The sequence below is a fragment of the Methylotenera sp. genome, assembly GCF_036401095.1.
Taxonomy (GTDB): Bacteria; Pseudomonadota; Gammaproteobacteria; order Burkholderiales; family Methylophilaceae; genus Methylotenera.
On sequence record NZ_DASWWA010000012.1, the window covers coordinates 38710 to 60682 of the forward strand.

Consider the following 21973-nt stretch of genomic DNA (forward strand, 5'->3'; position numbering starts at 1 on the left):
AAATATTAATGATAAAAGGGCTTCTGAATTTGACTAGAAGCCTGATCATCTACATAGCGTTATTGTGTTGGGGGGTGCTTGCGTATGCTGATAACGCAAGCTACCAGATAGAAATCGAAGCCCCTAGCCCGTTAAAAACTCTGTTAGAAAATCATCTCGATATCATTAAGTGGCGTACCAATCCACGCATGTCGCCCAACGAGTGGAAGCGGCTGTCAGCTGAAGCGCCTAAGCAAATCAAAGAGCTCCTAGCAACCGAGGGCTACTTTTCACCGCAAGTGAGTGTTAAGTCTACGCAAAACCAACTTGAAAGCCTCACCGTACTTTCAGTTAACCCTGGTACGCCTACCCTAGTTGGCAGCGTCAATATCAAGTTTTTGGGTGACATCACACAGGCGCACCGAGGCCTGCCCAATGAGCAACAGCTGCGTGAAGAATGGCCGCTACCGGCTGGCGCACAGTTTCAACAGGACGCTTGGACCGCGGCAAAGCGAAGCCTACTAACCAAGTTATTAGTCAACCGTTACCCAAACGCGATCATTACTGACACCAAAGCCAGTATTGATATACAGCAAAATACTGCAGCACTAGAGATTACGGTAGATAGCGGCAACACTGTACATTTTGGTGAACTACAAATCGAAGGCCTGCAACGCTATCCGGAAAGTATCATTCACAACCTAAACCCGATTAAACCTGATGAGGTGTATAGCCAGTCACAACTGCTCACTTTTCAAACCCGCCTGCAAGAAAGTGGCTATTTCCGCACAGTAGAGGTCACCGCTGATAGCAAGGCGGCACTTGCTAGCCAACAGCAGGCGCCTATTAAAATTAAAGTAGATGAAAATAAATCGATTAAGGTCAGCACCGGCGCCGGCTTTAGTACCAACACAGGCGCGCGTACACAGCTGACGGTAGAGCACCTAAACGTATTTGACCGTAACTGGCGCATGACATCCAGCCTCAGGTTAGAACAAAAACTACAATCATTATCCGGTACGATACGGCTACCCACCACGGCAACCGGCTATCGCGACAGTGCTAATATCGCAACCACCAGAACCGAGATTGAAGGGCAAACAACCACGGTTACGCAAGCCGGCGTGAAGCGCGCATGGGGCTCACTCAAACGCGAGCAATACGTTGGTGCCAATCTGTTAGCAGAGCACGTTAATCTGGATAATGCCGATTCCTCTGACAATTACGCGGCCACCTTAGGTTATGGCATTACACTGAGACGCACAGACAATAACCTCAATCCTACGCGTGGTTATTTATTCAATGCGCAGTTTAATGGTGCCCCCTTGGCATCACTTGCTAGCGGTACTTTTTTGCAAAGCTACTTAAAAACACAAGCCTATTACCCTATCACTAAAAGCACACAGTTAATCGCCCGTGCCGAACTCGGCATGGTGCATGGGAAAAACAGCGCACCCGCTACTTTCCTATTTCGTGCGGGCGGCGACCAGTCGGTACGTGGCTATGGCTACCAGAGCTTAGGCGTAACTGAGGGCGATGCAATCGTCGGTGCACGCTACCTTGCCACAGGCAGCATTGAAGTGATTCAATGGCTAACGCCAGAATGGGGCGCGGCAATCTTTACCGACTTTGGTAATGCAGCAAACAGCCTTAAAGACCTAAAACCAGTGTACGGCTATGGCTTAGGTGCAAGGTGGAAAAGCCCTGTAGGCCCGATTGGTGCTGACATTGCCTATGGTCAGGAAACTAACGACTACCGCATGCATTTTAATATCGGGGTGATATTCTAATGGCACGCCGTTACTTACATATTTTGCTGCTTAGCATCAGCTTACTGCTGTTTTCACCCGCGCATAGCGAGATGCCCATTAGCGTTAGCACCAGCTTAGATAGCTTCAGCCACGATTTAGATAATATCCACCTGAAACTGGAAAAACTCAGTGCTCACTGGCAGCTTTCACCCTTTGGCGATGGCAAACTGGTGGTTGAGCAATTAAAAGCCAAACGCCTAGTCATCACCATTAAAAACAACGATGGTGAATCTGAGCAATCGCCACTGCCCAAGCGCATTAATCTGCCATTTCCTATCTCGGTACTACAATCCGAAATCAGCGAAGTAGTGATTGTCTCGCAAGATGAGCGACAAACCTTTCACAACGTAAAATTAGCATTTGAGGGTAACGCTAACTCGCTAAAACTCAACGTGCCGCATGCACAAACCCCCTGGGGAAATGCCTCAGCACGCATTAATATCAATGCCAGCAGACCCTTTACACTAAAAGGTGACCTCTCACTAAAAAACGCCGAGGCGCCCAACCCTTATGACTTGAGCGCACAACTAAGTGGTGACCTTAACAAGCTCAACATTGATACCAGCGCTTGGTTGACTTCACAAAATGGCAAACTCAGTCTGTCAAAATCTGAGAGTGAACAAGCGGCGGCCAAACTCCTGATACATGGCCAAGTTGAGCTGAATCATGATTATGCAATCCATGTACATAGCCAGCTTTTAGAGTTACGTCCCGAACGCTTAGGCAACTACCCTGCAGCCAAGCTTAATTTAGATTTAACGCTAGCGGGAGCACTTAAACCCACGCCTAATGCAACGCTCAACCTCAGCAGCCATGACAGCAATTGGCAAGCCCAGCCTGTTTCTGTCTCCGCCAATGCGCAACTCACAGCCAGCGCGCTAGAGCAGCTCACATTCGAGCTGGGTGTTGCCGCCAATAAAGTTAAAGGCACTGGCAACATTAATACACAAAACACCCACTTAAACTGGCAGGCAGACTTGCCAGACCTTGCGATATTTTCCCCAACATTGGCCGGGAAAATTAGCGCGAATGGTGCAATTGATGGTGCACTGGATAGCCCCTCGCTTAATATCAAATTGCTTGGTGAGAAACTACGCTTGGCAGATGACTTGCGGATAAATGAGTTAACAGGTGATGCCACCATGATGACTGGTGATAGCGGCACTATGGCTGCAAAATTTCTAGCAAATACCATTCAATACGGTAGTAATGCGCCATTTAATGGCAACATCACCCTAAATGGCACACAGGCAAACCATACAATCACCATTAACGCTGATAGCAAAGATGCTAAATTACAAAGCACGCTAAAAGGCGGGCTTGCTTTAAATGCACTTTCACTAAAAAGACAGTGGCAAGGCTTATTGCAGCAACTGGATTACTCTGGGCTAACCCCAGTTAAACTCAAAGCACCGGCAACCCTTAGTGCGGATGCTGACAGCATCACCCTCACACAAGCTAAGCTGATGCTAAATCATGGCGACATTAATATCGAGCAGCTCGCGCTAGGCAACGGAAAACTGGCCAGCAAAGGCACGTTAACGCAATTAAGCCTGAGCGACTTACCACCCGAGCTATTACCATTACCTAGCACGCTACAAGGCAGCCCAAGTTTTTCAGGAGAATGGGTGATAGAGACGCAAAGTACAATTAATGCTCAGCTTGCATTATGGCGCGACAGCGGTGACTTCACATTAACAAAGCCAGATGGCAGCACACAACCATTGGGGCTATCAACCGCAAAACTGACGCTTAATGTGGTGAATAATGCACTGCGTATCGAAACGGATATTGATGGTAAAAACTTGGGCATAATCAGCGCAAAACTTGCAAGCCAGCTCACAAAAACAGAAGCAGGCTTTAGCCTACTGAACAACGCGCCACTGCAATTTTCTGCCAGTGCCAAACTCAACACATTAGCCTGGCTACCCATGCCCACAACCCTAATGGATGCAGACCTAGATGGGCAAATCACACTAGCCGTATCTGCTTACGGTACCATGGCACAGCCTAACCTGAGCGGCACGCTCAATGGCAACAATATCAACTTCAACCTACCATCAGAAGGCATTCAGCTCAACAACGGTTTTTTCCAAGCGCACTTTGAAAATAATCAATTGCAAATCGAACAAGCCATCTGGCAAGGTGGCGCAGGCAAACTGAGTGCTAATGGCTGGATACGCTTTGAACAGGGGCAACCCAAAGCAGAACTCAGCTGGAATGCAGATCAATTTAGCATATTCTCCAGAGCGGACCGTCTGCTAGTCATTAGCGGCACAGGCAAAACCATCCTTGCTGACAACCTGCTTAGCATTTTAGGTGACTTCACGGTCAACAATGGCCTAATAGAAATGGCGCAAGAAGATACCCCTACGCTAAGCGATGACGTGATTATCTTAGGTGAAGCCACGGCTAAAAAAGAGCCGTTATTACAAATATTGCTGAACGGACTACGTATTCAACTCGGTGATGACTTTACCTTACGCGGGCGTGGTCTGGACGCAAAATTGACTGGGGCGTTAACACTGACCGGCCGTACCGAATACAGGCCACACACAGAAGGCAGTATTGCCGTTTCTAAAGGTACGTTCATGGCTTACGGCCAAATACTCAATATAGAGCGCGGCATATTAAACTTTAACGGCGTGATGGATAACCCTGGTCTAAACATCCGCGCCATGCGCGATAGCAAGCCCGTCAATGCAGGCGTTGAAATTACAGGGAGCGCATTAATCCCTGAAATTAAACTGGTTTCAGACCCTAATGTGCCGGATACCGACAAGCTAGCATGGCTAGTGCTAGGCCATGGCACGGAGCAGGCAGGTAAAACTGACTTTGCAATACTCTCGCTAGCAGCAGGTGCCTTATTCTCACAAGGGCAATCCGTTCCATTACAAAGCCAGATAGCCCGTGCTGCTGGGCTGGATGAATTCAGCTTTGCTGGCGGCGATGCAGAAAACGCCTCTGTCACCCTGGGCAAGCGACTCAGCTCGCAGCTTTACTTAAGCTATGCCAAAAGCATTAGCGGCCTACAAGACATTGCCAGACTCACCTTCAATATCACACCGCGCTGGGCACTACGCGCCGAAGCCGGCAATGAAAGTGCTGTCGATGTGTTATATACTTTCAGCTTCAAATAATCAGATTAATCTCATGAGCGAAATCCTAGTCCTATACTATTCTCAAGGTGGCGCAGTACGCGAAATGGCGCAGCTGATTGCTCGCGGTGTGCAAAGCGTAGATGGCGTTAAAGCACGCATCCGCACCGTCCCTAAAGTATCAGCAAATTGCGAAGCAACCGAATCTGACATTCCAAGCACAGGTGACCCGTACGCAGAACTGCAAGATTTAGAAGAATGCATAGGCGTAGCGTTGGGCAGCCCTACCCGTTTTGGCAATATGGCAGCACCGATGAAGTATTTTTTAGATGGCACCACCAGCTTATGGTTAAAAGGTGCACTATCGAACAAAGCGGCAGCTGTATTTACCTCTACAGGCTCGATGCATGGCGGCAACGAAACCACACTCCTCACCATGATGCTGCCGTTAATGCACCATGGCATGATCATGGTAGGTTTACCGTACTCAGAACCTGCGCTGTCTGCCACCACAACTGGCGGCACACCTTACGGTGCAAGCCATATTGGTGGCACTATGGATGACAAACCTATCAGCGATGATGAAAAAAAGCTATGTATCGCTTTGGGTAAGCGCCTTGCGGAAACCGCGCTAAAACTAGCGAGAAAACTTTAAACCATGAGCCAGCTACCGCTAGAAGCAAGACAGTTTTTAAGAAGTACTCGCACTGCCATACTATCAACCCATTCAGCAAAGCTTGAAGGCTACCCGTTCGGCTCGGTTGCACCATTTGTGTTAGACCACCAATGTCAACCCATCATATTGATCAGCAACATTGCAGAGCACACCAAAAATATCGCAGCCAACCCTAAAGTATCACTACTGGTATTTGCAGGGGCTGAAGACCTACAGGCAAATGCTAGACTTACCCTACTCGGTACTGCGCATGTCATCAATAAAAATGAAGATGCTGACTTACGCGCGCGCTATTTGCGCTACCTGCCGCAAGCCAGCGGTTACTTTGATATGCATGATTTTGCTTTTTATCGCATCCAAATTGAAACCTGCCGCTATATTGCAGGTTTTGGCAAAATGGGCTGGCTATCCGGCAGCGACCTGATGACAGACATGCCGGCTAATTCACAATTGGCAAGTCAGGAAGCACACATCCTCAACCACATGAATACAGACCATTCTGATAGCCTGATTGCCTATTGTCGGCACGTGCACGGCGTAGAGGCCACGCAAGCAACCATGCTAGGGATTGATTGTGACGGATTTGATGTTGCCGCGATTGTTAACAACCAAACCATGACATTGCGCTTAGCATTTGCAACACCCATCCATGACGCACAATCCGCACGCGCCGCCTTGGTCAGCCTTTCAAAATCAATCAACGCTTAATTCAAACCTGAATCAACCTTAACGTAAGTAAACTCCAACGTGAATAAACCTCAAATGATACAAAGACTCCAGCTAGGCGCTTCTGTTAGCCTTATCGCGCTCATCCTATTAACCCTAGCCTGGGAGGCTGTATTAGCGCCATTAAAACCGGGCGGCTCATTACTGATATTCAAAGTGCTACCGCTACTACTGCCTTTATTCGGCATTTTAAGGGGCAAGCGCTACACCTACCAATGGTCATGTATGTTCATTTTGTTTTACTTCACTGAAGGCGTAGTGCGCGCATGGGCTGATGTGGGAATCTCCGCCCAACTTGCGTTAGCAGAAGTCATCCTGACTATCTTATTTTTTACGTGCACGATTTTTTATGCCAGGCTGACACGCCAGGCGCCACAAAACAGTGTAAAAAACCCATAAACACACATAAGTTTTTACATAGATACCGCGCCAAACATACTGTCTTCTACTATAATTTAGCCATGAAAATACGATTTATAAGCTACGCATGAAAATACTGCTCTCAAACGATGATGGTTATTTCGCACCAGGATTAAATATCCTAGCAGAACATATTGCAAAAATTGCAGATATTACCGTGGTTGCCCCTGAAAGAAATCGCAGCGGTGCCAGCAACTCACTTACGCTTGACCGCCCGTTAAGCGTAAAAAAAGCATCTAACGGTTTTTTCTATGTAAATGGCACACCAACTGATTGCGTGCATATTGCACTTACAGGTTTGATGGATACCATGCCGGACATGGTCATCAGCGGCATTAATGATGGCGCTAATATGGGCGACGACACCATCTACTCAGGCACTGTAGCTGCGGCGATGGAGGGCTACCTGCTTGGCATCCCTTCTATTGCGGTTTCCATGTCACAGCATAACTCTACCCACTTTGAAACGGCAGCACGCGTTGCCGTGGAGCTGATTCAGCATTATCAAAAAAACGGGTTCAGTGCGCCTACACTGCTTAATGTAAATGTACCGGATATTCCTTACGATGCATTGCAAGGACGCACAGTAACGCGTCTGGGTAAACGTCATAAGGCGGAGCCCGTGGTACAGCTTAAAACACCACGTAATGAGACAGTTTACTGGGTTGGCGCTGCAGGGCAACCTAATGATGGCGGTTTAGGTACTGATTTTCATGCTGTTGCAAATCAGCAAGTTTCGATTTCACCCATTCAAGTTGATTTAACCTGCCACGCACAGCTGAATGACATCAAACAATGGTTATCTAGCTAATAATACTGGAAATAAAATCGTGGCATTAATCAAATCATCGCAAGCTGGCATCGGCATGACATCGCAACGCACGCGTGACCGCATGCTTAATCGACTGCGTGAGCAAGGTATTAAAGATGAGGTGGTGCTCGCAGCCATTGGCAGCACAGCGCGCCATATTTTTGTTGACGAAGCCCTTTCGATTCGCGCCTATGAAGACGTATCTCTGCCAATTGGCTTTGGCCAAACCATCTCGCAACCGTATATCGTTGCCCGCATGTCTGAACTACTACGCAACGGCCAGCCTTTAGAAAAAGTGCTGGAAATTGGCACGGGCTGCGGCTATCAAACAGCCGTATTATCTAAACTGGCTAAAGAAGTTTACTCTGTAGAACGCATCCGCCCTTTACTGTTAAAAGCGCGCGATCATCTACGCAAGCTTAAATGCATTAACGTGAAGTTAGACCATGCAGACGGCAATATGGGCTTAGTGCAGCTAGCACCATTTGATGCCATTATCGTCACCGCTGCGGCAAGTCACATTCCGCCAGATTTGCTAACACAGCTAGCAGTTGGCGGCCGTTTAGTTATCCCAGTTGGCACTGATGAACAAATCTTGTACCTAGTAGAGCGTGTGTCTACAAATGACTACCGTCAAACGCAGCTGGAGCCTGTAAAGTTTGTTCCCTTACTCGGCGGCACCACCTCACAATGAATGCATCACGCTGTTTTATCATCTTATTGATTTCATTGCTGAACTTTGCATGCAGCACAACCCAAGCACCGGTGATTGACCGCATACCGCAAGCAAAATCGAATAAACCACAAACCAAAGCTGCTACCCACAAAGCAGGTACAGACTGGCGTCCAGCAAATTACGTGGTCAAAAAAGGCGACACCCTGTATAGCATAGGCCTGGAGCATGGTTACGACTATAAAGAAATTGCTCAGGTTAATAATATCAGTGCACCCTACGTGATTAAAATTGGGCAAACCCTTAAGTTTGCACCTTTAAATGAATCTGCAGTCACGACAGAACCTAGTGCACAGCGTAGCGCAGCACAAGATAATAACAATGGTGTGATCACTTACGGGATTGGCGCTGATAATGCTCCAGAAGCAAGCAGCAACACGCAAGCACCTCCTGTAGCAATCAGCATTAGCGAGCCCAAAGCACTACGGGAGCCATATAGTGATGCAGCTTACAAACAGCCGCCCCCAGTTGCAAAGACCATTGCCAGTACGCCTGCCTCCACTGCTAATACCGTTAAAAAACCTATTGCAGAAAAAGTAGCGGATAAACCAGTAGTCGAATCAAAACCTGAAGTTAAGCCAAGCGAGCCAGTTGCCGAAGCAAAACCTAAGCTGGAGCCCACAGGCACATTTACCTGGGCGTGGCCTACCAAAGGCAAGGTGATTGCCAACTTTAACGATGCAGGCAATAAAGGGATAGATATCTCAGGCAAAATGGGGCAAGCCGTGCAGGCTGCTGCGCCTGGCAAAGTCATTTATAGCGGCTCCGACTTACGCGGCTATGGTAAGTTAGTGATCGTAAAACACAGCGCCACCTATTTGTCTGTGTACGCAAATAACAGCCTGATTTTGGTCAAAGAAGGCCAACAAGTGACTAGCGGCCAAAAAATTGCAGAAATGGGCGATACTGACAGCAATACAGTAAAACTACATTTTGAAATCAGGCAGCAAGGTAAATCTGTAGACCCAATGAAGTTTCTCAGTGCAGACTAAATAAGCGTCTTAGGAGCAAAAAATGGCAAAGCAAGAGCCTAACAAGTATCTTAAAAATAAAGATATTAAACCGGAGAGCAAGGCCAGTGTACTGACTGCAACGGTACGCATGGGCCTTATGCTTGTGGGCATTATTGGCCTAGCTTTGGAGCTGTTTCGTGAAGATGGCTGGCTTTCCACCATAACGAGCAAGCTGTTTGAATCCACCACCAGTATGCTGATGATTCCGGTCATCATTTTGGCATTATGGCTACTGAACAAGTGGGTCAGCTCTCCGAATAAATCAGAAACCAAAAAAAGCGGTGACTTGCCTATGTACTTCATGATGGCAGTTGGTGTATTTTACTTAGTCAGGTTATATACAACAGGCTCTTTTTAACGCCATGCCCATAATTAAGGTGACAACACAATAAAAAAGCGGCTCTAGAGCCGCTTTTTTATTGTAACTGCCAAGATGCTAGCGATTAGTTAGCTGCCTGCGCCTGTTGTTTGTAGTACTCACGCACAGGTGTCATATCAAAATCACGTGCCCATTTGATAATTTCATCAAATGCAGGAGCGCCAATTTCACCCACTTGCGCGTGGATACCAGCTTGTTCGCGAATCACTAAAATGCCTGGAATTTGCGTTACTTCAAAATACTCGCCGATTTCAGGGTCGGCTTCAGTATTGACCATACCAAATACGATGTCTGGGTTTTTCTCTGCCGCAGCTTCAAAAGTAGGCGTGAAAGCAACACATGGATCACACCACTGTGCCCAAAAATCAACAATCACAAAAGGATTGTTTTCTATTGTTTCTTTAAAATTAGCTTTGGTAAGTACAATAACTGCCATAATTTTGCCTTTAATTGAGTAAGGTAACGCCTAAAAATAGCAGTTTATCAGAAGCCATATCTTTCGTTAAGTTTTAGATTCGCAATGCGACTATTCACTCAAACCTGGTACTGGCTTACCCCATGTTGCACCAAAAAACAGCTCAGACAGAGGCTTTCTAGTACGCGGTGCGGTTTCCCTTGCCAAAGTATCACCTTCTAGAGTGGCAATATCCGCTTGGTAACCAACAGACATCATTGCCATCAAAGTGTACTGCTCTGGGATATTGAACGTAGCGCGTGCTTTATCAGGGTCAAAACCACCCATCTGGTGCGCCATTAAGCCCATGCTTGATGCTTGTAAACATACGTTCTCTGCTGCCGCACCGGTATCGTATTGCGCCCAGCGATTAGGCTTTTGGTTATGGCCAAACAAGGTATCGGCACATATCAACAATAGTAATGGCGCATCTTTCACCCAAGCCTGATTGCCTGGCACCAGACACTCAAACGCTTGCTGCCAACTGGCAGCATCTGTATTTTTATCCCAAACCACAAAACGCCAAGGCTGATCACCAAAGCAAGAAGGTGCCCATCTTGCAGCCTCTAGCAAAGCAATCACTTGCTCCTGCGTCACGCCTTTAGTTGCATCATAGGCGCGCCCGCTCCATCGGTTTGCTAGCGTGTTATCAATGGTTACTTGTGTAATGGCCGGGTTATGCATATTTAATTTATTCCTCAATAAATGGGTAGTCGGTGTAGCCTTTTTCGGCACCACCATAAAATGATGATGAATCCGCTTCATTTAGTGGCGCATCTAGTTTAAAACGCGCAACTAAATCAGGATTTGCGATAAATGGTACACCATATGCCACTACATCTGCATGACCATTTGCAATCACCGCATTGCCTCGAGCTTTATCGTAAGCTAAATTAGCCATGTATCCGCCTTTAAATAGCTTGCGTAACGCAGCAAAATCAAACGGATCAGATAAACCACCACCGTGAATACCACCCTCGACCACGTGTAAATACGCGAGGTTAAATTGATTTAGCGCCTCTGCTACATAATTAAACAGCGCTTGCGGGTTGCTGTCTTGCATATCGTTAAATGGATTAACAGGTGAAATACGCACTCCAACTTTATCTGCACCAGCTACATCCACCACAGCCTTAGTGACTTCTAATAGAAGCCGTGCGCGATTTTCATAACTGCCGCCGTACTGATCTGTGCGCTTATTAGTGCCATCACGCAGGAACTGATCCAGTAAATAACCGTTAGCCGCATGTATCTCTACACCATCAAACCCTGCGGCCAGCGCTGCTTTCGTCGCATGCACATAATCAACAATGATGCCTGGAAGCTCGTTCAGTGCCAATGCGCGCGGCTCTACATAATCTACCAAACCTTGATAGGTAAAAGCCTGCCCTGCTGGTTTAATGGCAGATGGCGCAACTGGTAGCGCACCATCTGGCAGCAGGCTAGGATGAGAAATGCGGCCTACGTGCCAGAGTTGAATCACAATCTTGCCGCCTTTGGCGTGAACCGCGTCGGTAATCTTTTTCCATCCGGCAACTTGCGCATCGGTATAAATACCAGGCAATGCTGGGTAGCCGTGTGCCATGGCTGAAATTGGCGTAGCTTCTGTGACAATCAGCCCAGCGCTAGCGCGCTGCTCGTAATAAGTAACGTTTATAGGCTGAGGCACACCCTGCGCTCCTGCTCTGTTACGCGTAAGCGGTGCCATTACAATACGGTTGCTCAATTGTATACTGCCCAGTTTTACTGGGCTAAATAGATCTAATGCCATGCTTTACTCCTAGCTAATGTTAAATATCTCAATTATTTTTTTGGCTTATCGGCTGCAGGTTTTACCGCTTCGATCAATAAGGTAATCTCAATGTCGTCACCGACTGGGCTGTTAGGTTTTACCCCCCAGCCAAAACCGTAATCAGAGGCTTTCAGTGATGTTTTTGCCTCAAAACCACTACGCTCGCCACCCCAAGGGTCGTTACCAAAACCTAACACTTTAAACGGCAAAGAAATTTCTTTAGTCACCCCATGCATGGTGAACTTACCCGTTATCACGCCTTCAGTTGCGCTTTTGGCCTCAATTTTGGTGCTAACAAAACTCATTTCAGCAAACTTCTCTACATTCAGATAATCTTTTTCTTTAATGTGTGCGTCACGCTTGGCAAGCCCGCTATTCACGCTCAGCACATTAATTTTGGCATCTACAGATGAATTGGCTAAGTTATCAGCGTCAATCAAGATATTGCCTGTAACATCGTTAAAAGTACCGGACGCCTTTGCTACCACATGGCGTACACTCCAGTTAGCAAAGCTATGTGCTGCATCAATCTTATAAGCAACCGGTGCCGCAATCGCTGCACTCATCCCTGAAAATAGCGCACCCAGTAATAATGCAGTCGTTTTTACATGTATGTATTTCATATGCTACCCTTTGTTTGAATCTGGTTTGTTAATTTAATCTTGGTTTGTTATCACAATATTTATTGACACCAGTTACTTCAATTGATATTCAAATACCACTTAAGCCCAGACCTAATTTCAGCCTAAAGATTCACATTAACACGATGTTAATGTTATATGCCAAGTTAATATTCAAGTTTATTGAATAATTAACAGCATGTTATTACTAATATCTTTATACTAATAGCTAATAATTTTGCACGTCTTATTCAAATAATCTGACCAAGATTGAGTACCAGTTATGTCCACTAAATTATCGCTAGAGTCGCTTGAGGTATTAGATGCTATTGCGCGCAAAGGCAGCTTTGCTGCCGCTGCAGAATCACTGTTCCGTGTACCCTCAGCCGTTACCTATACAGTCAGAAAATTAGAAGAAGACTTAAACGTTCAGCTCTTTAACCGTAGCGGGCACCGGGCGGAGCTCACTTTAGCCGGCGCAGAGTTACTTAAAGAGGGACGCAACCTACTCAATGCCGCGAGTGAGTTGGAGTCAAGGGTAAAACGGGTGGCAAAAGGTGTAGAAACCGAGCTCACCATCGCCGTCAGTGATTTATTTGACATCACCAGCATTTACCCAATATTAGATAAGTTCTACAGCCAGAATTTCGGCACCAGAATCAAACTCACACAAGAGGTATTTGGCGGTGGCTGGGATGCACTGATTAGCGGCCGCGCTGATATCACTTTAGGCAGCCCAGGTGACACACCGCCGGTCAACGGCTTTACCACAAAGCCCATCGGCTCGATGGAGTTTAGTTACGCTGTTGCACCGCACCATCCACTAGCCACGATACCAGACCCGCTACAAGACCAGGACATTATTCGCCACCGTTCTATTTCAGCTGCAGATAGCTCGCGTAACTTACCGCCAAGAACTGCAGGTATATTATCCGGACAAGATGTGCTGACTCTGCCCAACATGCACTTCAAACTACAGGCACAAATCGCGGGGCTAGGTGCTGGTTATATCCCCAGAAAAATTGCAGAACATTATGCAAGTAAAGGTCAACTCATTATCAAGCAAGTGGCAAAGCCCAAGCATGAGGTTATGGTCTTTCTTGCCTGGCGTAGTGATGGTGGCAAAGCGCAGCAGTGGTTTATTAAACAATTCCAATTACTGAACATAAATGATATTTTATTATCACCAGCACAATGAGAGACATAAAGATGTCACAAGAACAACTGCCAAAGAATTTCGCGCGCATCAACAGCTTTGCAATCAAAGCCATGCAATGGCTTAACGGATTTGCCCATATCATTATTGGCTTAGCACTCGCCACTTCAGTCATTATGTTTACCTGGCTATTTTTTAAAGATGTGTTTGCAGCGGCTAATGCGCATAACTTGGTACATGGCTTTTTACATGCGCTTGGTACCCTGATGCTGCTATGGTCGATCTCTGCACTTATCTCTGCAGAAATACGCTACTTGCAAGGCAGCAAACTGCAGGTAGAAACTTTTGTTGAAGTTGTACTCGTATTGTTCTTACGTAAGCTCATTGTTATGCCGGTGCAAGACGCCTCACCAACCACAGAAGAGATTACGGTATGGGTGGGTGGTGCATTTGTTTTAGGCTTGGTTTACGTATTAGTGCGCTGGGCTCAAAAACAGCAAGACTAAGCACCTGTGACCACCTGAAAAAATTAATCAACATGACAACTAGTATCATAAACACGACCGAACAAGACCAAGCCTTCATGAACATCGCGCTCAGTTTGGCAAAAGAAGCCGCCCTAGCCGGTGAAGTGCCAGTGGGCGCAATCGTAGTGAAAGATGGGGTAATTATCGGGCGCGGCAGCAACGCGCCTATAACACTGCATGACCCAAGCGCACATGCAGAGATTCAAGCCATGCGCGACGCCGCTCAGCACTTGGGTAACTATCGCTTAGTAGACTGCACACTGTATGTCACATTAGAGCCGTGCGCGATGTGTGCCGGCGCAATACAGCACGCACGCATCGCCAAACTGGTATATGGTGCCAGTGACCAGAAAACAGGCGCTTGCGGCAGTGTAATCAACCTGATGGCTGAGCAAAAGCTCAACCATCACACTACGGTCGCTAGCGGCTTACTGGCGGATGAATGCGGCATGATGTTATCTAACTTTTTTTCTGAACGCCGCAAACAAGCAAAACTGCAGCGCCAATAAAAAAACCCGCCGAAGCGGGTTTTTTAAAATCTAAACGTATGTACTAACGCAAAACGTATTAATCGTTACTGCCCATCAAGCCCATTAACAATTGCAACAAGCTAGTGAACAAGTTGTAAATGCTTAAGTACAAACCTAATGTTGCCATCACGTAGTTAGTTTCACCGCCGTTAACGATACGGCTAACGTCATAAAGAATAAAACCTGAAAACAGAACCACACCAACTGCAGACATCGCAAGCGCCATTGCCGGGATTTGTAAAAAGATATTAGCTAATGAAGCAACAATCATTAATACAATACCCACCATTAAAAACTTGCCCATAAAGCTAAAGTCTTTTTTGGTAGTGGTAGCAATACCAGCCAAGGTCATTAAGATGATGCCTGTGCCGCCAGCAGCTAAGCCTACGATTTGTGCGCCATTGCTTAAATGCAGTGCATGCTGAAGGATAGGGCCAAGCAACATACCCATTAAGAATGTTAAGCCTAATAAAATCACCACACCTACACTGCTATTACGGTTAGCTGCAATCGCTGCAAACAAGCCGTACATTACTGCCATTGCGCCAATCGCGAACATAAATGGATGCTGTTGTGCAATAGAAAAATTAATACTCATACCAATAAAGGCACCAATCACTGTTGGGATCATGGTCAAACCCAACAACGCGTATGTATTACGCAGAACTCGATTAGTAGCTAACTCGGTCGATTCTGAACGACCTAGTACTGGAGTGTTATCTAACATTGTTTATTTCCTTATAATTAAAAATACACCTGAAGCTAAGATACCGATTTACGCATTAAGTTTCAAGGCTTTTGTTAAGCGAACAATTCACCTTCTACAACACCCACCTGCGCAACTTGATGTAGCGCGCGTACGAAATCTGCACTTTCATGCAAGGCATCCATAGATAACGGGTGTTTATGTCCATGCATACGTGCCAAGCGGCTCAGGCTTTGTGCAGAAATAGTCCAGCTAAGGTTATCTAACAACTCATCTGCCATGGCAGGCTGGTTACACAGCAGCACCATATCGCAGCCAGCAGTAAGTGCCGCCAATGCTCGCGTAGTTACATCACCGCCTGCTGTAGCAGCCTCCATGCTTAAATCATCACTAAAAATCACACCATTAAAGCCTAGGCGTTCACGCAGTATTTTTTGCAACCAGCGCGGGGAAAAACCTGCAGGCTTGTTATCCACTTTAGGGTAAATCACATGCGCTGGCATAATTGCCTGAATGCCATCATCAATCAACATTCTGAACGGCTGCATATCGTGTTGTGCGATTTGGTCAAACTCACGTTCATCTACTGGCATACTCACGTGAGAGTCAGCCACCACAAAGCCATGCCCAGGGAAATGCTTACCTACTGCCGGCATCCCGCCTTTTTTCAAGCCTTGCATCAATGCATAGGCTAAATCGCTAATTGCTTGCGGGTTTAGGTGAAAGGCACGGTCACCAATCACTAGGCTATCGCCATAATCCATATCCAGCACTGGGGTGAAGCTAAAGTCCACGCCATGTGCTCGTAATTCTGCGGCCAGAATCCAGCCAGCTTCAGTGGCTAACTCTTTAGCCTTTTTAGGGTTTTTATCCCAGATTTTGCCAAACTCACGCATCGGCGGGATTTTGGTAAAACCATCTCTAAAACGCTGCACACGGCCACCTTCATGGTCCACCGCAATCAGCAACGGCGGCTGACGCACCGCGTGTATGCTTGCAGTCAGCGCCTTAAGCTGGGCATTATTTTCGTAATTACGCTTAAATAGAATCACACCACCAACCAGTGGATGCTTTAAACGCCGAATGTCGTCATCGGTTAACTCTGTGCCGACCACATCTATCATCACTGGACCTAAACTCATGCTACCTCTTTCTTAATCGGTTTTTCTAACATCTAAAGCGTCACGCAGATAGTCTCCGCCTAGATTAATCGCTAAAATCAAACTCATCAAGCATCCACCTACAATCAACACATAATGTGGCGCTATCAGCATATAACGTACGGCATCTCTCAACATCGCGCCCCAAGAGGCATCCGGCGCCTGAATCCCTAGGCCCAAAAACGACAGACTCGCCTCGGCAATCATCACACTCGCTAAACTGTAAGTGGCTTCTACCACCAAAATTGAGGCCAATAACGGCAATATATGCCGAAACAGCAAACGTGGCACACCTACCCCCAATGACTCAGCCGCGAGTACGTGCTGACGATGGCGCAAACTCAATGTTTGCCCGCGGGTCAGCCGCGCGTAGCTCACCCAGCCAGTCAAGCACAGCACTATCATTAAATTACCTAACCCTGGCCCCAGCACCGCTGCAAACGCAATCGCCAGCAAAATACCGGGGAATGCCAAAAAGATGTCGGTAATCTGCATTAAGATTGCATCTACCCTACCGCCGTAAAAGCCAGCCAGTAAGCCGATAAACACACCTATCGCCATGGTCACCGCAGTCACAACCAGCGCCACCCAAAGTGACACCTCAACACCGCTCAACACTCGTGCAAAAATATCACGACCCAAATCATCGGCACCGAACCAGTGCTGCATGCTTGGCGCTTGTAAAATCACATTCAGGTCAATCGTATTGGCATCAAGCTGCAGCAGGTTCTTCGCCAGCACAGCAAGTAGCCATAGCGCTAAAATCGAGTAGGATAGAAATTTCATCGAGTTAACTTACCCTTTAGTTCTGCTACGCATGACGCACTCTAGGGTCGGCTAGTCTGTATAAAATATCGGTAAACAGGTTCACCAGCACATAGCTTAAGGCCACAATCAGCACGCATGCCTGCGTAACAGGGTAATCACGCTTTTCTATACTCTCGACCAGCAAGCGGCCAATGCCATCCCAGCTAAAGATAGTTTCAGTAATCACAGTGCCGGCAAGCAAGCTACCCATCTGCAAACCCACAATGGTAATAATCGGCAATAAAGCAGCGCGCAAGGCATGGCGCAAAATCACGGTTTGCTCACTTAAGCCTTTAGCACGCGCAGTGCGTATGTAATCATCGTTTAACACTTCCAGTAAGCTGGTACGTGTCATCCGCGTCAAAATAGCGCTTAACCCAAACCCTAAGGTAATGGCTGGCAAAATAATAGATGTACCTGTATCCATACCACTCACTGGCAGCCAACCTAACCATACTGCAAAAATCAGCATTAGCACTGGTCCCAGCCAAAACGCAGGCATTGCAGATAGACGTACAGAAACAATAGTCACCACAAAGTCTTGCCAGTGCCCGGCTTTAAGTGCTGCAAACACGCCCAGTGGCACACCTATCACAATGCCAATCAGCAAAGACAACAATGCCAACTTTACGGTTGCCGGATAGCGCGCCTTGATTAACTCAACAATCGGTGTGTGCGTATGTATGGACTGCCCAAAATCTCCCTGTATCAGCTTTGCCACATAGAGACCAAACTGCTGAATCAACGGCTGATTCAACCCCAAGTCTGCACGTAATGCTGCGCGGTCTGCCATATTTGCAGACTCACCTAACATCACATCGACAGGGTCACCAGGCACCAGATGAATCAATAAGAAAGTAAGCAGCAACACGCCAAAAATGACGGTCAACAGACTGGCTAAACGTTGGACGATACCCATCAGGACTTCTCGTCAAACCAATGGGGATAACTCATGAGCGACAGACACACTAAACTGGACATATGCATTAATCAGTAATCAGCACGCTGGTGCCAACTTCAACCAAATCGAACAGCTCGATGATATCTACGTTGCGCATACGGATGCACCCATGCGACTCTGGCTTGCCTACGGCAACACTATCAGGCGTGCCGTGGATATAAATATAACGCTGCATGGTATCTACATTACCTAAGCGGTTTTTGCCAACTTCGCGGCCAGACAGCCACAAAATACGTGTCAGTATCCAGTCCCGGTCGGGGGACTCCGCCATCAATGCAGGAGTGCAAATTTCACCAGTGGGCCTACGCCCAACAAACACAGTATTTACGGGTTGATGACTACCAATTTTAGCGCGAATCACATGCGCGCCGATAGGCGTGCAGCCGCTATTTTTCTCGCAGCCTACGCCATTAGCCGCACTGGAGATCACGTAGCTCGCTTTAACTGTGCCTAGTGCATCCAGCAACGTCAAGCGCTGCTGCGAAATAGAAATATTAATCTGCATAAGCGCTTATTGTAGCTAAATCATCCCAATTACCATCTGGTTTTGGCGCGTAGTTGCTAATTTTTTTATTCAGCACCGCAAACTGCCCCTCATACCATAATGGAATGTACGGTAGCTGCGCGTGTACCCGTTGCGTAGCGCCTTGCCAATCTTCTTTTTCCAGCAGGCTATCTAATTTCATATCAGAGAATCTGCCGCGATTAAATCCATTTGGCGGCACGCTATTGGTATTAAACGCCTTAGCGTAGATTTCAGGGGTTTTAATGCCAACCCAAGTTAAGCCATATAGCTGAAAATTACCATGCTGCACATCTTCAAAGAAGGTACCCCAGTCTAAGCTACGAATTTCCAGCGCAATCCCCGCGGGGCGCATCTGCGCCTGCAGTATCGTTGCAATCCGCACGCGCTGTGCATCGGTAGAGGTTTTATAAACCAACTTTAGCGGCAAGCTGACCCCTGCCTCACGCAGTAGCTGCTGAGATAACGCAGGGTTGTAATCATAAGCAGTAAGGCTGGCATTACCTGCATAATGCTCAGGCGGCAAAATTGCACCTGCAATACGCGTGTGGTTAACCATCACCTTCTCAATCAATGCGGGGCGATTAATCGCATGCGCAATGGCTTGCCTTACTTTAAGCTGACTTAATATCGGGTCTTGCGTGTTTAAACCTAAATATGAATAGTTAACACCGACGCTGGTCTTTACCGTGACTTCCGGCTTGGTTTGCAAATACTTGACCAACTCTGCCGGTAGCTCGCCCTGTAGCAAATCAGTCTCGCCACGCAGCAACTTCAACACGCGCACGGTCGGGTCTTTTACTTCACTCAGTGTGATGATTTGGCCATCGGCAACTCTACGCAGTACCAGTTTGTTATTTTTCTCAACAAACGCCAGCGGCCCATTGCCTATTGGGTGACTTGCAAAGTCATGCTGCTGCTCAAGTAGCGGTTTAGGCATAATCCCAATAATCAACTTGGCTGCAAAGTGCGGGTCCGGCTGTTTAAGATAAAAAGTTAAGCGGTCTTGGTCATGCACCACGATACTTTTGATATTCGCATATTCAGCACTGAGTGGGGACTTTGCTAATTGCGTAATGGCATCATAAGTGGCTTTCACATCATCGGCATTGAGCGGTAGTTGGTTATGAAATGGCGCACGCGGAGATTTTAACGTGATGAGATATTCAGTAGTGCTCAGCATCTGCCAAGTAGCCAGTTTAGGGCTAGGCTTAAAGTGCTGATCAAAATCCACCAGAGGTTGGTAAATCAAGCGAATCACGCGTTCAGAGGCAGCATCGGTAGCAATGCGAGGATCTAAATTCAATGGCGCTTGAGACAGCGCAAAATGAATAGGCTGACGGGTATTACCATGCTTATTTTCATGCTTGCTTTCAAACCCACAGGCACTCAACTGCAAAACGCAAATTAGCAATAAAACGTTAAAAAATCTCATGCGCATCAGTTTACTTGATTTATAAAAATTAGGATTCAAGCACACGCTAAAAAGGCAGACTTTAATGTAGGGTCGATCAGAAAATATTGCATTTTTAGCCCCTCAATCACCGCCGATTTGATTTGCATCAAATGCCATTGCCTCAAGCTGCGACAAAATGCCACGTGTAAAACTAGCACTAAATTATCAATAGCACCTTGGGGGAGAACTAAATGCAAGTCTCGCATTCGCAATCAAATACGTACAACGACTCAGTTGTACGGCAATTTTCTATCATGGCCGTGGTTTGGGGCGTGGTCGGCATGTTGGTGGGCGTAATTATCGCCGCACAACTTGTTTGGCCTGAACTTAACCTGGGCTTACCTTGGACCAGCTTTGGCCGCTTGCGTCCACTTCACACCAATGCAGTTATTTTTGCATTTGGCGGCTGTACTTTATTTGCTACCTCATACTATGTGGTGCAAAGAACCTGCCACACCACACTATTTTTACCATCATTGGCTAAATTTACATTCTGGGGTTGGCAAGCAGTGATTGTAGCAGCGGCTATTTCATTACCTTTAGGTTTTACCCAAGGTAAAGAATACGCAGAGCTAGAGTGGCCAATTGACTTACTGATTGCAGTGGTTTGGGTTTCTTACGCGATTGTGTTCTTTGGCACTATCGGTACACGTAAAGTAAAACACATTTACGTAGCAAACTGGTTCTTTGGCGCATTTATCCTGACAGTTGCTTTATTGCACATCGTTAATAGTGCTGCAATGCCTGCCAGCTGGATGAAATCATACTCAGCTTACGCTGGCGTACAAGATGCAATGGTGCAATGGTGGTATGGCCATAACGCGGTTGGCTTCTTCTTGACTGCCGGCTTCTTGGGCATTATGTACTACTTCATTCCTAAGCAAGCTGACCGTCCTGTGTACTCATACAGCTTATCTATCGTGCACTTTTGGGCATTGATTTTCACTTACATGTGGGCGGGTCCTCACCACTTACATTACACAGCGCTACCTGACTGGACACAATCATTAGGTATGGCGTTCTCCTTGATTTTATTAGCACCAAGCTGGGGTGGCATGATCAACGGCATGATGACTTTATCTGGCGCATGGCACAAATTGCGTACAGACCCTATCTTGCGCTTCTTAATCGTTTCATTGTCTTTCTACGGCATGAGTACGTTTGAAGGCCCAATGATGGCGATTAAAACCGTTAACTCACTTTCACACTACACAGACTGGACCGTGGGCCACGTGCACTCAGGTGCTTTAGGCTGGGTTGGCTTGGTTTCTATGGGCGCGCTCTACTACATGGTGCCACGCTTGTTTGGTCAAAAACAAATGCACAGCATCAAGGCAATTGAGCTGCACTTCTGGCTGGCAACAGTGGGCATTGTGCTTTACATCGCAGCGCTTTGGATTTCTGGCGTGATGGAAGGCTTAATGTGGCGTGCTATCAACACTGACGGCACATTGACTTACACCTTTGTTGAATCAGTTAAAGCCAAACATCCTTACTACATTATCCGTATGTTAGGCGGCCTACTATACCTCAGCGGCATGACCATCATGTTGTGGAACGTTATTAAAACAGCAACCAATGGCAAAGCTGCTACGGCGACCATTCCTGCCGTTGCTGCTCACGCTTAAGGAACCA

The 21973-nt window shown here is 46.9% G+C and carries 23 protein-coding genes; 13 read left to right on the forward strand and 10 right to left on the reverse strand.

Annotation, left to right across the window (positions count from 1 at the left end):
• Positions 1-29: 29 nt before the first annotated feature.
• From VGD82_RS08040 to VGD82_RS08080, 9 genes are all read left to right on the forward strand, one after another.
• Positions 30-1769 (forward strand): autotransporter assembly complex family protein, encoded by a 1740-nt coding sequence (locus tag VGD82_RS08040; protein ID WP_331019903.1) that lies wholly within the window; start codon positions 30-32, stop codon positions 1767-1769.
• A complete protein-coding gene (locus VGD82_RS08045) occupies positions 1769-4930 on the forward strand; it encodes a translocation/assembly module TamB domain-containing protein (RefSeq protein ID WP_331019904.1) in 3162 nt (1053 codons plus the stop codon). Before VGD82_RS08040 ends, VGD82_RS08045 begins: the two co-directional genes overlap by 1 nt.
• Before the next feature lie 13 nt (positions 4931-4943).
• Positions 4944-5543, forward strand: a complete 600-nt coding sequence (gene wrbA / locus VGD82_RS08050) for an NAD(P)H:quinone oxidoreductase (protein WP_331019905.1) — start codon at positions 4944-4946, stop codon at positions 5541-5543.
• Between the two features lie 3 nt (positions 5544-5546).
• The gene (locus VGD82_RS08055; RefSeq protein ID WP_331019906.1) at positions 5547-6272 is read left to right on the forward strand and encodes a HugZ family protein; all 726 of its coding nucleotides are present in this window, start codon (positions 5547-5549) and stop codon (positions 6270-6272) included.
• A gap of 54 nt (positions 6273-6326) precedes the next feature.
• Positions 6327-6689 (forward strand): DUF2069 domain-containing protein, encoded by a 363-nt coding sequence (locus VGD82_RS08060; RefSeq protein WP_331019907.1) that lies wholly within the window; start codon positions 6327-6329, stop codon positions 6687-6689.
• Between the two features lie 88 nt (positions 6690-6777).
• Complete coding sequence (gene surE, locus VGD82_RS08065; RefSeq protein WP_331019908.1) at positions 6778-7521, forward strand: 5'/3'-nucleotidase SurE; 744 nt, start codon at positions 6778-6780, stop codon at positions 7519-7521.
• 55 nt (positions 7522-7576) lie between these two features.
• Positions 7577-8215, forward strand: coding sequence for a protein-L-isoaspartate(D-aspartate) O-methyltransferase (locus VGD82_RS08070; RefSeq protein ID WP_331019989.1), 639 nt, complete (start codon positions 7577-7579; stop codon positions 8213-8215).
• Positions 8212-9246, forward strand: a complete 1035-nt coding sequence (locus VGD82_RS08075; RefSeq protein ID WP_331019909.1) for a peptidoglycan DD-metalloendopeptidase family protein — start codon at positions 8212-8214, stop codon at positions 9244-9246. The genes VGD82_RS08070 and VGD82_RS08075 overlap by 4 nt, the downstream gene beginning before the upstream one ends.
• 22 nt (positions 9247-9268) lie before the next feature.
• Entirely contained in the window at positions 9269-9625 is a 357-nt protein-coding gene (locus tag VGD82_RS08080; RefSeq protein WP_331019910.1) for a hypothetical protein, read from the forward strand.
• 85 nt (positions 9626-9710) lie between these two features.
• On the opposite strand, the gene VGD82_RS08085 is transcribed toward VGD82_RS08080, so the two are convergent.
• The 4 genes from VGD82_RS08085 to VGD82_RS08100 form a co-directional block, all read right to left on the reverse strand.
• A complete protein-coding gene (locus VGD82_RS08085; RefSeq protein ID WP_331019911.1) occupies positions 9711-10082 on the reverse strand; it encodes a thioredoxin family protein in 372 nt (123 codons plus the stop codon).
• Positions 10083-10172: 90 nt separating this feature from the next.
• Positions 10173-10784 carry a nitroreductase family protein gene (locus VGD82_RS08090; protein ID WP_331019912.1) on the reverse strand — a complete coding sequence of 204 codons (612 nt, stop codon included), beginning with the start codon at positions 10782-10784 and terminating at the stop codon, positions 10173-10175.
• Positions 10785-10791: 7 nt separating this feature from the next.
• Complete coding sequence (locus VGD82_RS08095) at positions 10792-11871, reverse strand: alkene reductase (protein WP_331019913.1); 1080 nt, start codon at positions 11869-11871, stop codon at positions 10792-10794.
• A 32-nt stretch (positions 11872-11903) separates the two neighbouring features.
• Entirely contained in the window at positions 11904-12515 is a 612-nt protein-coding gene (locus VGD82_RS08100; RefSeq protein ID WP_331019914.1) for a YceI family protein, read from the reverse strand.
• A gap of 280 nt (positions 12516-12795) precedes the next feature.
• Here VGD82_RS08100 and VGD82_RS08105 point away from each other — a divergent pair, with 280 nt between their 5' ends.
• The 3 genes from VGD82_RS08105 to tadA are packed head-to-tail and all read left to right on the forward strand — an operon-like array spanning position 12796 to position 14704.
• A complete protein-coding gene (locus VGD82_RS08105) occupies positions 12796-13710 on the forward strand; it encodes a LysR family transcriptional regulator (RefSeq protein WP_331019915.1) in 915 nt (304 codons plus the stop codon).
• 11 nt (positions 13711-13721) lie between these two features.
• On the forward strand, positions 13722-14174 hold the full coding sequence (locus VGD82_RS08110; protein WP_331019916.1) for a phosphate-starvation-inducible PsiE family protein: 453 nt from the start codon (positions 13722-13724) through the stop codon (positions 14172-14174).
• 32 nt (positions 14175-14206) lie between these two features.
• Entirely contained in the window at positions 14207-14704 is a 498-nt protein-coding gene (tadA, locus tag VGD82_RS08115; RefSeq protein WP_331019917.1) for a tRNA adenosine(34) deaminase TadA, read from the forward strand.
• A 58-nt stretch (positions 14705-14762) separates the two neighbouring features.
• On the opposite strand, the gene VGD82_RS08120 is transcribed toward tadA, so the two are convergent.
• The 6 genes from VGD82_RS08120 to VGD82_RS08145 all read right to left on the reverse strand — a co-directional run bounded on the left by VGD82_RS08120 (position 14763) and on the right by VGD82_RS08145 (position 20317).
• Complete coding sequence (locus VGD82_RS08120) at positions 14763-15452, reverse strand: Bax inhibitor-1/YccA family protein (protein WP_331019918.1); 690 nt, start codon at positions 15450-15452, stop codon at positions 14763-14765.
• A 74-nt stretch (positions 15453-15526) separates the two neighbouring features.
• Positions 15527-16573 carry a beta-N-acetylhexosaminidase gene (gene nagZ / locus VGD82_RS08125; protein WP_331019919.1) on the reverse strand — a complete coding sequence of 349 codons (1047 nt, stop codon included), beginning with the start codon at positions 16571-16573 and terminating at the stop codon, positions 15527-15529.
• 12 nt (positions 16574-16585) lie between these two features.
• Positions 16586-17377, reverse strand: a complete 792-nt coding sequence (locus tag VGD82_RS08130) for an ABC transporter permease (protein WP_331019920.1) — start codon at positions 17375-17377, stop codon at positions 16586-16588.
• A gap of 25 nt (positions 17378-17402) precedes the next feature.
• Positions 17403-18317, reverse strand: a complete 915-nt coding sequence (gene nikB / locus VGD82_RS08135) for a nickel ABC transporter permease (protein ID WP_331019921.1) — start codon at positions 18315-18317, stop codon at positions 17403-17405.
• A gap of 67 nt (positions 18318-18384) precedes the next feature.
• Complete coding sequence (locus VGD82_RS08140; protein ID WP_331019922.1) at positions 18385-18864, reverse strand: L,D-transpeptidase; 480 nt, start codon at positions 18862-18864, stop codon at positions 18385-18387.
• A complete protein-coding gene (locus VGD82_RS08145; RefSeq protein WP_414684480.1) occupies positions 18854-20317 on the reverse strand; it encodes an ABC transporter substrate-binding protein in 1464 nt (487 codons plus the stop codon). The genes VGD82_RS08140 and VGD82_RS08145 overlap by 11 nt, the downstream gene beginning before the upstream one ends.
• A gap of 212 nt (positions 20318-20529) precedes the next feature.
• Between VGD82_RS08145 and ccoN the strand changes: the two genes are divergently transcribed.
• Entirely contained in the window at positions 20530-21966 is a 1437-nt protein-coding gene (gene ccoN, locus VGD82_RS08150) for a cytochrome-c oxidase, cbb3-type subunit I (RefSeq protein ID WP_015831669.1), read from the forward strand.
• Positions 21967-21973 lie beyond the last annotated feature (7 nt).